Origin of the sequence: Kitasatospora viridis (assembly GCF_007829815.1) — a bacterium.
GTDB classification, from domain to species: Bacteria; Actinomycetota; Actinomycetes; order Streptomycetales; family Streptomycetaceae; genus Kitasatospora; species Kitasatospora viridis.
The window spans coordinates 130,629-143,064 of sequence record NZ_VIWT01000009.1; the positions used below are offsets into that span (position 1 = coordinate 130,629).

A 12,436-nucleotide genomic window follows, 5' to 3' on the forward strand; every position below is an offset into this window, starting at 1 on the left:
GCACCTGCGGGGCGGCGGCTCAGGCGCCGGCCAGCAGGTCCAGGGTGTCCACCACGCGGTTGGAGAAGCCCCACTCGTTGTCGTACCAGGCGACCACCTTGATGTGGCGGCCCTCGACCCGGGTCAGCTCCGAGTCGAAGATGGAGGAGTGCGGGTTGCCGACGATGTCGGCGGAGACCAGCGCGTCCTCCGAGTACTCCAGCACGCCGGCCAGCCGGCCGGCCGCCGCCTCGCGGTAGGCGGCGAGCACCTCGTCGCGGGTGACGTCGCGGGAGACCGTGGTGTTCAGCTCGACGATCGAGCCGACCGGCACGGGCACCCGGATCGAGTCGCCGGACAGCTTGCCGGCCAGGTTCGGCAGCACCAGGCCGATCGCCTTCGCGGCGCCGGTGCTGGTCGGCACGATGTTCACGCCGGCCGCCCGGGCCCGGCGCGGGTCGCGGTGCGGCCCGTCCTGGAGGTTCTGCTCCTGGGTGTAGGCGTGCACGGTGGTCATGAAGCCGTGCTCGATGCCGGCCAGCTCGTCCAGCACCGAGGCCAGCGGCGCGAGCGCGTTGGTGGTGCAGGAGGCGTTGGAGACGATGGTGTGCAGCTCGGCGTCGTACGAGTCGGTGTTGACGCCGTAGGCCAGGGTGATGTCCGCGCCGTCGGCGGGCGCCGAGACCAGCACCTTCTTGGCGCCGGCGGTCAGGTGCGCGCGGGCCGCGGTGGCGGAGGTGAAGCGGCCGGTCGACTCCAGCACGATGTCCACGCCGAGCTCGGCCCAGGGCAGCTGCGCGGGGTCGCGCTCGGCCGTCACCTTGATCCGGCGGCCGTCCACCACGAGCTCGTCGCCCTCGACGGTCACCGGGCGGCCGAGGCGGCCGGCCGTGGTGTCGTAGGCGAGCAGGCGGGCGAGCGCGGTGGGCTCGGTGAGGTCGTTGACGGCGACCACCTCAAGCTTGCTGTCGCGCTCCAGCAGGGCGCGCAGGACGTTGCGGCCGATCCGTCCGAAGCCGTTGATGGCGATGCGGGTCATCGGGTCTTGCTCCTTAACCGGGGTGTCCGGGTTGACGCCCTCCACTCTGGTGCGTCGGACAGCCCGGCGGCAGTGGCAACAATGCCAAGGTCCGCAAGGATCGTGCCAAATGGATCATTCGCCCCGGGTGAAGGTGCGCCGGTACTCCACCGGGGAGGTCCCGAGGATCTGCTGGAAGTGTTGTCGCAGGTTGGAGCCGGTGCCGAGGCCGACCTCGGTGGCGATCTGCTCGACGCTGCGCTCCGAGCGCTCCAGCAGTTCCCGGGCCAGGTCGACCCGGGCCCGCATCACCCACTGCATCGGCGTGTACCCGGTGTCCTCGACGAACCGGCGGGAGAAGGTGCGCGGCGACACGGCCGCGTGCCGGGCCAGCATCGGCACGGTCAGCGGCTCGTCCAACCGGTGCAGCGCCCACTCGCGGGTGGCGGCGAACCGCTCGCCCACCGACTCGGGCAGGCTGCGCGGCACGTACTGCGCCTGCCCGCCGCTGCGGTAGGGCGCGGCGACCAGCCGGCGGGCCGCGTGGTTGGAGGCGGCCACCCCGAGGTCGCGGCGCAGCACGTGCAGGCACAGGTCGATCCCGGAGGCGGCGCCGGCCGAGGTCAGCACGCTGCCCTCGTCGACGAACAGCACGTTCTCGTCCACCCGCACCCGCGGGTGCTTGGCGGCCAGCGCCCGGGTGTAGTGCCAGTGGGTGGTGGCCCGCAGCCCGTCCAGCAGGCCGGTGGCGGCCAGCGCGAAGGCACCGGTGGAGATCGCGGCGACCCGGGCGCCGCGCGCGTGCGCGGCGACCAGCGCCTCCAGCACGGCCGGCGGCGGGTCCTCCCGGTCCGGGTGCCGGTAGCCGGGCACGAAGACCAGGTCGGCCCACTCGACGGCCTCCAGCCCGTCGGCCACGTGGTAGGACAGTCCGTCGCCGCCGGTCACCAGGCCCGCCCGGGCGCCGCACACCCGTACCTCGTAGGGCATGCTCGCGCGGTTGGTGAAGACCTGGGCGGGGATGCCGACGTCCAGGGGCTTGGCCCCGTCGAGGACGAGGACGGTGACGCGGCGCAGGCGGGTGATCGACACAGCACCAGGGTAGGGAAACGCAACCGGGAACGGTCCGGCGGCGTGGTTCAGGAGCGGCAGGCAGATGATGACGGCACCTCAAGGGGGAGCGATGACGGCACAGGTGGACGCGATAATCGAGCGGGCGGGGCTGGGCGGGCACCGGCAGTCCTTCTACCCGACCCGGCGGCGGAAGTGGTCCGAGCAGAAGACCGGCCAGAAGGTCGGCACGGTGGTCGCGATGGTGTTCGGGCTCGGCCTGCTGGGGCTGATCATCGTCGCGCTCATCATGGCCGTGCCGGCGGTCGGGCTGGTGCTGCTGGCCTTCGTCCTGGTCCTGGTCTGGGGGAACTACTACAAGTCGAAGAGGCTGGCCCGGGTCAATGTGGGTCGTGAACTGCGCATCCACGAGCACGGCGTGGCGGTGGTGGGCACTGGCGGCGCGAGCATGGCGATTTTCCGCTGGGCGGAGATGTCGGTGCTGCAGAACATCGTCCGGCACACCCGCAACGGCGTGCACACCCACACCACTTACGCCTACACGCTCTCCGGGCCCGGCATGCCGACGACCCAGGTGAACGGCGGGGTGGTCGGCACCTTCCACGACCCCGTCACCTGGGGCACCGAGATCCAGCAGCAGGTCACCAACGCCCAACTGCCGCCCGCACTGGCCGCCGTGCAGGCCGGCCAGGTCCTGACCTTCGGCTCGTTTACGGTGAACGCCCACGGGCTCACCGCCGGCAACAAGGGCGTCGCCTGGGCCGAGGTGCAGCAGATCAAGACCGAGCGCGGGTTCCTCTCGATCAAGCAGCAGGGCCGCTGGCTGAGCTTGACGTCGATGCCGGTCAGCCGGATCCCCAACTTCTTCGTCTTCCGCACCCTCGCCGACCACCTGACCGAGTCGGCGCGCGGGCAGCGGTAGCGGGAAGTCCGTCCGGCCGACTGTCGGCGTTCGCCCGTCGGAGTGACACTGGTCCGAAAGCCCCGGCCTTTCCGGAAAGGGGGCTCCGGTGGACGATCGATCCAACTCCCGGGCGCGCCGCACCAGGACCGGACTGCTCTTCGTGGCCGCCGCGTTACTCGCCGTCCAGGGGTGCGGCGGCGGCTCCAAGCCCGCGCCGCACCCCAGCGCCTCGACCGGCAGCCCGTCGGCGGCCAACTCGCCGACCCCGCAGCCGAGCGCGACCCAGCTCCCCAACCCGCTGGACAACGTCGGCACCGCCGGCAACACCCTGGCCGTGAAGATCGACAACGTCGGCCGGCAGACCCAGGCGCTCCAGCAGGGGCTCGCCCAGGCCGACATCGTCTACTGGATCCAGGTAGAGGGCGGCCTCTCCCGCTTCCTCGCCCTCTACGACAGCAACCACCTGCCGGGCAGCATCGGCCCCGTCCGCTCGGCCCGGGAGACCGACATCCCGCTGCTCCAGCAGTACGGCCGGCTCGACTTCGCGTACAGCGGCGCGATCAGCGGGCTCAAGCCGCTGCTCGCCCAGGCCGACCTGACCAACATCACGCCGATCACCGACCCGGGCCTGTACAGCAACGGCGGGATCGGCCCGACCTTCGTCGACCCGCACAAGCTGTTCGCCAAGTACCCCTCGGTGCCCGCCCGTTCACCCGGCTTCAGGTTCGGCGACGCCCCCGGCGGCGGCACCCCGCTGAACGACATGACCTGGCGTCAGCCCGCCGCCACCATCGGCGTGCACTACAACGGCAGCGGCTACGACGTCGCCGTCGACGGCCACTCCTCCTGGTCCGGCACCGCGACCGTGGTGGTGCAGCACGTCAGCATCGTGCCCGGCAGCTTCACCGACTACAACGCCGGCAGCGCCGCCAACGAGGTGTTCACCCACACCACCGGCTCGGGCACCGCCCAGGTGCTGCGCGGCGGCCAGGTGTGGAACGTCACCTGGAACCGGCCCGACCCCAACGGCGGCACCTCCTACACCCTGCCCGACGGCAGCGCGATGCCCTTCGCCACCGGGCCGGTGCTGGTCGTGCTGGTCCCCTGACCCGTCCGACGTGGAGTCAGGCGAGCAACTCCTGCTCCAGCATCTGCAACTGGGCGCCCATGTCGTGCACCAGGTAGACCGCCCGGGAGCGGGTCCAGGCCTGGCCGGACTGCGGGTCGTAGTCGCCGGGCATCCGCTGGCCGGCCGGGGCACCCGCCGCAGCGATCCCGGCCAGCCGGGTGGTCAGCACGCAGCGCTTGACATGGTCCCGGAAGCCCACCACCCCCGCGGTGCCGATCCCGCCCGGCAGGCCCTTGCGGCTCGCCGCGACCTGGGCCGCCACGCCGTAGGTGCTCAGGTAGGTGATGGTCCCGTCGGCGGCGATCACCGGGTTGATCGCGGTGACGTCGGTCAGGCCGTGCTTGCCGGTCAGGAAGTGCGCGATCTCCCACTGCGCGTAGACCGGCACCGGGCGGCGGCGGTGGATCCGGGCCACGGTGTCCGCCAGCGCCTCGTTCACCGGGCCGGGCTCGTAGAGCACCTTGGCCGGGTCCCCGCCGCCGGCCGGCGCGCGGTTGCCGAAGCTGTAGGCGAGCAGGAAGTCCATCCGCTCGGGCTCGACGGTCGGCGGCTCCCAGGTGAAGCAGACATCCAGGATCCGCGGCACCTCCACGGCGGCGGTGGCCCGGTCGTCCAGGTCGGCCGCCAGCACGCCCAGCATCTGACGGCGCAGCGCCTCCCGGCCGGCCGCGCCCCCGGCGGCCGGTGCGGCCTCGGCCGGGGCGGCGGTCGCGGTGGCGGCGAAGTGACGGCGGTTCATCGGGTGTTCCTCGCTGACGGGGCGTCGACCTGAAGTGGTCTGATCCAATCCGGCCTCAGTTGCCGCCCGGGGAGGGCCGGCTGACGTACCGGTGAACATCGGTGCGCGGACGAACCCGTCACGGGGCCGGGGAGGCTGCTCGTATGCTGGGGCAATGGCCGAGTCGTTGCTCCCCGTGGGCGTGCGCCGGTGGCGGCCCGGCACCGCGCCCGTCATCCGGGCCGGGCGCCGCTGCTGCGCCGAGTCGCTGTACCTGCTCACCGCGCCGGTGACCGCGGTGGCGGGCCTGGCGCTGGCCGCCGCCGGCCTGGTCCTCGCGGCGCCCGGGGTGCCGTCGTCGGCCCGGGCGCGGGGCCCGGCGCGGTGGGCGGGCGACCTGGAGTGGTGGCGGATCGGCGCGGTCGGGGCCCGCAGCGGGGCCTGGCGGCGGGTCGGGCCCGCCTCCTGGCGCGAGCCGCTGCACGCGCTGGCCCTGCTGCCGCTGACGCTGGCCACCTGGGCGGTGACGGCGATGTGGTGGTTCGTCGGGCTCGCCACCGTCAGCTTCCCGCTGCGCGTCGAGGTGCGGCCCGGCACCCTGCGGCCGATGACGCTGTACGCGGGCGGCGAGCAGTCGCACGTCGCGCTGAGCCTGGGGCTCACCTCGCCCGGCGAGCGGACCGCCTTCGCCGTCACCCTCGGGCTCTCCCTGCTGCTCACCCTCCCGCTGGCCACCCGGGCCTGCGTCGCCGTGCAGGCCGGGCTCGGGCGGGCGCTGCTCGCCGACCGGACCGCCCGGGCCCGGGCCGCGGCCGAGGCCGGCGCGGAGGGGGCGGCGCTGCGCCGGCTGGAGCGCGACATCCACGACGGGCCGCAGCAGCGGCTGGTCCGCCTGGCGCTGGAACTCGGCCGGGCCCGGCGGCACCTGGACAGCCGGCCGGAGGCGGTGCGCGAGGCGCTGACCGACGCGCTGGCGCAGACCCGGGAGGCGCTGGACGAGCTGCGGGCGCTCTCGCGCGGCATCGCCCCGCCGATCCTGGCCGACCGGGGGCTGCGGGCGGCGCTGGCCGTGCTCGCCGCCAGCTCGCCGGTGCCGGCCGAACTGGACGACGAAAACGCTGACCTGACGGACAGTCAGCTGACTGCGGCGGTCGAGTCGGCCGCCTACTTCGTGGTCGCCGAGGCGCTCGCCAACGCGGCCAAGCACAGCCGGGCCGAGCGCTGCACCGTCGGCCTGCGCCACGCGCCGGGCACCCTGCGGGTCTGGGTGAGCGACGACGGGGTGGGCGGCGCGGCCCCGGGCAAGGGGCACGGGCTGCGCGGACTGGAGGAGCGGGTGGGCGCGGTCGGCGGCCGACTGCGCGTCGCCAGCCCCGCCGGCGGCCCGACGACCGTCACCGCGGAACTGCCGTGCCGCTGACCGGTGAGGACCCCGGCGGCGGGGCGGCCCGGCGCCCGCTGCGGATCGTGGTCGCCGACGACGCGGTGCTGCTGCGCGAGGGCCTGGTGCGCCTGCTGGTCGAGGACGGCCACCAGGTGGTGGCGGCCGTCGGCGACGGCCCCGCGCTGGTCGCGGCGGTGCTGACGCACCGTCCGGACGTCTCGGTGGTCGACGTGCGGATGCTGCCGACCCAGCGCGACGAGGGCCTGCGGGCGGCGATCGCCGCCCGCGCGCAGCTGCCCGGCGCCCCGGTGCTGATCCTCAGCCAGTACGTGGAGCCCGCCTACGCCGCCGAGCTGCTCGCCGACGGCTCCGGCGCGGTCGGCTACCTGCTCAAGGACCGGGTCGCCGAGGTCGAGGAGTTCCTGGACGCGCTGGACCGGGTCTCCCGTGGCGCGACCGTGCTCGACCCCCAGGTGGTGGCCCGGCTGTTGGACCGGCGGCGCCGCGACGATCCGCTGGGCGCGCTGACCGCGCGCGAGCGGCAACTGCTGGGCCTGATGGCGCAGGGGCACTCGAACACCGCGATCGCCCGGCGGCTGGTGCTGTCCGCGAGCGGGGTGGAGAAGCACATCGGGAACGTCTTCGCCAAGCTGGGCCTGCCGCCCGACGAGGCCCAGCACCGGCGGGTGCTCGCCGTCCTCGCCTACCTGGGCGGCTGATCCCGGGTCTGAGGGTAGGGCTGGCCACACCATGGAGTGTCCGGCGCACTCCGGTGATCCGTCGGTGCCGCCCCGGAACAGTGGGCGGCATGACGACATCCACACCCCGGGGCGCCCGGGGCACGCGCACGCTCTCCTTCCTCGCGGTGGTGCTCGCCGCCGCCTTCGTCCTGGCCCCGCGGCTGCTGGCCGGCGGCGAGTACGCCGACCGGTCCGCGCTCGCCGCGCAGTTCGGGCGGGCGTTCGTCGCCTACTGGCGCTCCGGCGAGCGGGCTTACCCGGCGCAGCTGGCCGGGGTCGTCGACTACTGGTCGCGCTACCACCTCGCCAAGGCGGTGCTCGCCGCGCTGCTGGCCGCCGTGCTGGGGGTGCTCGGCGCGCGGCTGTGGCGGAGGTTCGCGGCCGGCGGGGCCGGCCGGGGTTGGGCGACCGGTGCGGCGGGTGCGCTGGCCACGCTGGCGGCGGCGTTCTCGGTGCTGCTGGTGCTGGCCAACGTGCAGGGGACGCTGGCGCCGTTCGCCTCGCTGCTGACGATGCTTCCGACGGGTGGCGGTGGCGGCGATGGTGGTGATGCTGGTGCGGTCGGTGGCGCGGTCGCTCAGGTGCGGCAGGGGCTGACGGGCTACGGGAGCGGTCCGGCGGGGCGGGAGCCCGCCGCACTGCGGGTGATGGTCGACGACTTCGGGCGCTACCACTTGGTGATCGCCGTGCTGGCGACGGTGCTGGCCGTCGCGCTGGTGGGCCTGGGCGTGCTGCTCGTGCGGGCAGCTGTTCGGGCGCAGCAGCAGCGGGCGCGGCGGGTGCTGGGGCTGCTCGGCGCGGTCGCGGGGCTGTCGGCGCTGGCCCTGGCCGTGATCGCGGTGGCCAACGCGGGCACTGCGGCCGATCCGGCGCCCGCACTGCTGGGCTTCTTCGAGGGCGGTTGGTGACGGGATTCGCAATCCTGGCCGGTCGGGCCGTCCCAGCGGCGGGCTGACGTTCGATCAGGCCGGCAGGGACTGGCCATTCGAGTGAATCTCAACCAACTGGATAGTTTTCAGTGGTTAAGCTCGATCCCCGTGACAGAAAGTCAGAAGTGTGACCCGGCAAGCGAAAAGGCCGACGTGGTCATCCTCGGGGCCGGCCCGGCCGGGCTGGTGCTCGGCAACCTGCTGCACGACCGCGGCATCGACTGCACCATCCTGGAACGGTCCACCCGCGCGAACCTGGAGACCCGGGCGCGCGCGGGCTTCCTCGCTCCGAACACCGTGCGCACCCTGGACCGGCACGGCCTCGCCGACGGCCTCAAGCGCCACGGCGAGGAACACGGCAGCTGCGAGTTCCGCACCGAGGGCGGCCGGTTCCGGCTGGACTACCGCGAGCTCGGCCGGGGCGAACCGCACACCGTCTACCCGCAACAGGCCCTGGTGACCGACCTGCTGGCCCGCTACCTGGACAACGGCGGACGGATCCGGTTCGAGACCGAGGCGCTCGCCGTGCAGGACGCCGACGGCCCCGAACCGGCCGTCACCGCGCGCGGCGCCGACGGCCGGCCGACCCGCTGGCGGGCCCGGTACGTGGCCGGGTGCGACGGCTGGCGCGGCGCCGCCCGCCGCTCGCTGCCGCCCGGCGCCGTCCGCCGCCACCACCGCGACCACGGCATAAGCTGGCTCGGCCTGCTCGCCGAGGCCCCGCCGAGCCTGGACGCGGTGGGCTACGCCGTGCACCCCCGCGGCTTCGCCGGCCACATGGCGCGCACCCCCGAGGTCACCCGCTACTACCTGCAGTGCGAACCCGGCACCGACCCGGACAGCTGGACCGACGAGCGGATCTGGACCGAACTGGAGCTGCGGATGCGGGCCGGGGAGTACGGGCCGCTGCACCGCGGCCCGATCCTCGAACGCACCCTCATCGACCTGCGCTCCGACGTGCTGGAGCCGCTGCGCCACGGCTCGCTGCTGCTCGCCGGCGACGCGGCCAGCCTGATCAGCCCCTCCGCCGCCAAGGGCGCCAACCTCGCGGTGCTGGAGGCCGAGCTGCTCGCCCGCGCCCTGATCGACGCCCTCGCCCACGGCGACCAGGCCGGGCTCGACGCCTACTCCGCCGGCTGCCTGAGCAGCATCTGGCGCGCCCAGGAGTTCTCGCACTGGATGATCCGGCTGCTGCACGGCACGCCCGGCGCGGACGGCGCCGAAACGTTGTTCCTGGACGCCCTGCGGGATTCCCGCCTGGAATCCCTGCGCACCTCGCGCACCCAGCAGGACTGGTTCGCCGAGCACTACGTCGGCCTGTGAACCCGTCCTCGCGGACCACCCCGATCACCGAAGTGAGGATCACCCACCGATGACCACAAGCATCCAGGCCGACCAGGCCTGCCTGCGGCGAACGGTCGACTTCACCAGGGAGCACGACACCGCCACCCTGCTCCCGCTGCTGCTGCCCGGGCTGGACGGCCCCGAACTGCGGGCCCTGCTGGAGCGCTGCCGGTTCGCCCACACCGCGGTGCTGGTCTTCCCGCCCGACCTGGCCACCCTGGACGACCAACTCGCCGACTGCGGGCTGGTGGTGGAGAGCCCGCCGCAGCCCAGCGTGGTGGTCCGGCAGCGGCTGGCCGAGCGCCACCGCCGCGACCCGGCCGAGCTCGAAGTGCGGATCCTGCGCCCCGCCGTGCTCGGCCTGGACGGCACCCGCCGGGAGGTCGAGGTGTTCGCGCTGGCCGTGCCGCCGGGCTCCGCGCTCACCGGCCTGGTCGAACAGGAGCGCGCGCACCAGCACGAGGCGCACCTCGCCTTCGAGGTCGAGCGGCCGGACCCGCTGGTGCTGCACGGCCTGCGCGCGGTGCTGGCCCGGCACGGCGCGCACGCCGACGGCGGCGGCTACAACCCGCACGAGGACGGCACGGTGCTCTACTTCACCGCGCCCACCGGCTCCAAGACCGACTACCGGCGGATCGAGCTGCACGTCGCCGGCGACCACCCCGAGGTGCTCGCCGCCCACCTGGACGAGTACCGGAGCCGCCAGCCCGCCGAAACGTTGCTCCGGTTGCTCACCGGCGCCTGGACCACCCAGGCGCTGGCCAGCGCCGCCCGGCTGCGGGTGCCCGAGGCGCTGGACACCGCCGAGGCACGCGGCACCGAGGCGGTCGCGGCCCGGGTCGGCGCCGACCCGCAGGCCCTGGCCACCCTGCTGCGCTACCTGGCGATGCTCGGCGCGGTCGCCGAGCAGGACGGGGGCTGGCGGCTCACCGGCGTCGGCGCGCTGCTGCGGGCCGAGGAGCCGGCCTCGATGCGCGCGCTGGCCCTGATGTACGGCGGCCCGTTCTACCGCTCCTTCGCGGAGCTGGACCACACCGTGCGCACCGGCGAGACCGCCTTCGACCACCTCTTCGGCGAGAACCACTTCGACCACTTCGCCCGCGACCCCGAACTCGCCGAGCAGTTCGACCAGTCGATGGCCGCCAGCACCCGGATGTTCGAGCCGCTGCCGACCCACCCGGTGATCGCGGCCGCCGGCGCGGCGGCGCCCGGCCCCCGGACGGTGGTCGACATCGCGGGCGGCAACGGCGAGCTGCTCCGCCGGATCCTCACCGCGCACCCCGGGCTGCGCGGGGTGCTGCTGGAGCGCCCGCACGTGATCGAGGCGGCCCGCCGCTCGCTCGGCTCGCTCGGCGAGCGCTGCGCCTTCCAGGTGGGCGACTTCGCCGACGTGCCGTCAGGCGGCGACGTCTACCTGCTCTCCCGGATCCTGCACGACTGGGACGACGAGCGCTGCCGCGAGATCCTGCGCCACTGCGCCCGCGCGATGCCCGCGCACGCCGACCTGCTGGTGGTCGAGCGGCTGCTGCCCGCGGACGGGTCGCCCTCGCTGGCCACCGCCTGGGACCTGCACATGCGCTGCAACGTCGGCGGCCGCGAGCGCCGCGCCGACCACTACGCCCGGCTGTTCGCCGACGCCGGGCTGGAGCTGGTCGGCCGGGCGGCACTGCCGCTGGACGCCGCGGTGCTGCACGCCCGCAGGGCCGCGGTGCCGGCGCCGGCCGAGGCGAGCCGGCTGTCCTGACGCCGGCTGCGGGGGAGTCCGCCGCCGGGCGCGGTGGACTCCCGGCCGGGCTCGGCGGACTCCCCTGCCGGTCAGGACGTTGTTCCGCTTTCGCAGAGCCGTGCGATGAATACCAATGAACAAATAATCTGCACGACCCGTTCCCGAGTCCCGAATGCTGGACTACAGTCACTCCTCGTTGCACCGCAAGGACGAGCCAGCGCAGCCGGGTTGAGCACCGCGCCCCCGGCATGACGGAGTCTCATTCGGGGGGTCGGTGATGGCAGGTTATCGGCGTGCGCTTCACGACGATCCGTTCGGGTACCTGAGGGAGCTGCGGCGCACCGAAGCGCCCGCACCGGGCGAACCGGCCGCGCTGCTGCGCCTCCCGTGGGGCGGCTGGTGCGTGAGCGATCCGGCGCTGGCCCACGAGCTGCTGCGCGCCGAGGAGTTCAACGCCGACCGCTCGGGCTTCTTCGGCGAACTGCTGCCCACCAGGGCGGACCAGATCGAGGTCGGCCACGCGGTGCGCAACCTGCTGCGGAGCCGGCTGCCCGACTACCGGACCGCCCTGGCAGGGCAGTTGGCACGGTTACCGGCCGCCAGCCGGTGGCCCGACGCCGCCACCGAGCTGGTCCACCGCTCGCTGGCCGACCAACTGCTGCACCCCGCGACGCCTGCGCGCGCACGGCGGTTGACGGACCGCGCGGTGCACGGCGGGGTGGTCTTCGAGGCGCCGACCGTGTGGCGGCGGGCCCGGGCCGAGGCGCTGCGCGCCCGCTTCATCGCGGCGATCGCCGAGCAGGTCCGCGACCGGCGCGCGGACCCGGCGGCCGAACCCCGCGACGTGCTGGACGCGGTGATCGGCGGATGCCCGGCAGAACTGCCCGACCGCACCGTCGCCGAGGTCTTCCTGGTGATGTTCCGCTCGATCGTCGCGCCGGTGGCCGGCACCCTGGCCTGGTCCGTCTTCCTGGCCGGCACGCACCACACCGGGGACGGCGAGCTGCCCTGGCCGGCCGACTGGATCGTCCGCGAGGCGATGCGGCACCGGCCGATGGTCTGGATGGTCGGCCGCTCGCTGCCGGACTCCGGCGAGTTCGGCGGCGTCCCGTTCCACGCGGGCGACCTGCTCTCGGTCAGCCCCTACCTGCTGCACCACGACGACCGCGGCTGGACCGACCACGACGAGTTCCGGCCCGGCCGCTGGGCCGACGCGCAACCGCGCGGCCCCTACATACCGTTCGGCGCGGGTCCGTTCGCCTGCGCCGGCGCGTCGGTGGCCATGGTGCTGCTGACCGAGGCGCTGACCGCCCTCACCCAGGACCACCGGATCACCGTCAGTGGTGGCGACCCGCGCCCGGTCATGGTCGAGGGCGCCATCCCGCGGCCCTTCACCGTCCACCGCACCGTCAGGCACGCGTCCCGAGAGGTGAGGAGGTGATCCAGGTGCTGCGTCGCGTCTTCAACCGCAAGCCGGCCCGTCTCTGGTTCTGG

11 protein-coding genes are annotated in these 12,436 nt (G+C 74.2%); 8 read left to right on the forward strand and 3 right to left on the reverse strand.

Annotation, left to right across the window (positions count from 1 at the left end):
• Nucleotides 1–19: 19 nt before the first annotated feature.
• A complete protein-coding gene (gap, locus tag FHX73_RS43725; protein WP_145911705.1) occupies nucleotides 20–1,018 on the reverse strand; it encodes a type I glyceraldehyde-3-phosphate dehydrogenase in 999 nt (332 codons plus the stop codon).
• A gap of 114 nt (nucleotides 1,019–1,132) precedes the next feature.
• A complete protein-coding gene (locus FHX73_RS43730; RefSeq protein ID WP_145911706.1) occupies nucleotides 1,133–2,089 on the reverse strand; it encodes a GlxA family transcriptional regulator in 957 nt (318 codons plus the stop codon).
• A 91-nt stretch (nucleotides 2,090–2,180) separates the two neighbouring features.
• Between FHX73_RS43730 and FHX73_RS43735 the strand changes: the two genes are divergently transcribed.
• Nucleotides 2,181–2,990 (forward strand): DUF6585 family protein, encoded by an 810-nt coding sequence (locus FHX73_RS43735; protein WP_145911707.1) that lies wholly within the window; start codon nucleotides 2,181–2,183, stop codon nucleotides 2,988–2,990.
• Between the two features lie 88 nt (nucleotides 2,991–3,078).
• Nucleotides 3,079–4,080, forward strand: coding sequence for a DUF3048 domain-containing protein (locus FHX73_RS43740; protein WP_145911708.1), 1,002 nt, complete (start codon nucleotides 3,079–3,081; stop codon nucleotides 4,078–4,080).
• 16 nt (nucleotides 4,081–4,096) lie between these two features.
• Here FHX73_RS43740 and FHX73_RS43745 read toward each other — a convergent pair whose 3' ends face one another.
• The gene (locus FHX73_RS43745) at nucleotides 4,097–4,840 is read right to left on the reverse strand and encodes a hypothetical protein (protein WP_145911709.1); all 744 of its coding nucleotides are present in this window, start codon (nucleotides 4,838–4,840) and stop codon (nucleotides 4,097–4,099) included.
• Between the two features lie 154 nt (nucleotides 4,841–4,994).
• On the opposite strand from FHX73_RS43745, the gene FHX73_RS43750 reads away from it, so the two are divergent.
• From FHX73_RS43750 to FHX73_RS43775, 6 genes are all read left to right on the forward strand, one after another.
• Nucleotides 4,995–6,239: a sensor histidine kinase gene (locus tag FHX73_RS43750; protein WP_145911710.1), complete on the forward strand. Its 1,245-nt coding sequence runs from the start codon at nucleotides 4,995–4,997 to the stop codon at nucleotides 6,237–6,239.
• A 38-nt stretch (nucleotides 6,240–6,277) separates the two neighbouring features.
• The gene (locus FHX73_RS43755) at nucleotides 6,278–6,922 is read left to right on the forward strand and encodes a response regulator transcription factor (protein ID WP_145911826.1); all 645 of its coding nucleotides are present in this window, start codon (nucleotides 6,278–6,280) and stop codon (nucleotides 6,920–6,922) included.
• Nucleotides 6,923–7,011: 89 nt separating this feature from the next.
• Complete coding sequence (locus FHX73_RS43760) at nucleotides 7,012–7,851, forward strand: hypothetical protein (RefSeq protein WP_145911711.1); 840 nt, start codon at nucleotides 7,012–7,014, stop codon at nucleotides 7,849–7,851.
• A 174-nt stretch (nucleotides 7,852–8,025) separates the two neighbouring features.
• The gene (locus tag FHX73_RS43765) at nucleotides 8,026–9,195 is read left to right on the forward strand and encodes a 4-hydroxybenzoate 3-monooxygenase (protein WP_145911827.1); all 1,170 of its coding nucleotides are present in this window, start codon (nucleotides 8,026–8,028) and stop codon (nucleotides 9,193–9,195) included.
• Nucleotides 9,196–9,244: 49 nt separating this feature from the next.
• The gene (locus FHX73_RS43770; RefSeq protein WP_145911712.1) at nucleotides 9,245–10,960 is read left to right on the forward strand and encodes a methyltransferase; all 1,716 of its coding nucleotides are present in this window, start codon (nucleotides 9,245–9,247) and stop codon (nucleotides 10,958–10,960) included.
• A 259-nt stretch (nucleotides 10,961–11,219) separates the two neighbouring features.
• A complete protein-coding gene (locus FHX73_RS43775; protein WP_145911713.1) occupies nucleotides 11,220–12,383 on the forward strand; it encodes a cytochrome P450 in 1,164 nt (387 codons plus the stop codon).
• Nucleotides 12,384–12,436 lie beyond the last annotated feature (53 nt).

Coding starts and splice junctions, on each gene's coding strand:
- FHX73_RS43775 (WP_145911713.1), top strand. CDS start 11,220: ATGGCAGGTTATCGGCGTGCGCTTCACGACGATCCGTTCGGGTACCTG.
- gap (WP_145911705.1), bottom strand. CDS start 1,018: ATGACCCGCATCGCCATCAACGGCTTCGGACGGATCGGCCGCAACGTC.
- FHX73_RS43770 (WP_145911712.1), top strand. CDS start 9,245: ATGACCACAAGCATCCAGGCCGACCAGGCCTGCCTGCGGCGAACGGTC.
- FHX73_RS43750 (WP_145911710.1), top strand. CDS start 4,995: ATGGCCGAGTCGTTGCTCCCCGTGGGCGTGCGCCGGTGGCGGCCCGGC.
- FHX73_RS43735 (WP_145911707.1), top strand. CDS start 2,181: ATGACGGCACAGGTGGACGCGATAATCGAGCGGGCGGGGCTGGGCGGG.
- FHX73_RS43745 (WP_145911709.1), bottom strand. CDS start 4,840: ATGAACCGCCGTCACTTCGCCGCCACCGCGACCGCCGCCCCGGCCGAG.
- FHX73_RS43760 (WP_145911711.1), top strand. CDS start 7,012: ATGACGACATCCACACCCCGGGGCGCCCGGGGCACGCGCACGCTCTCC.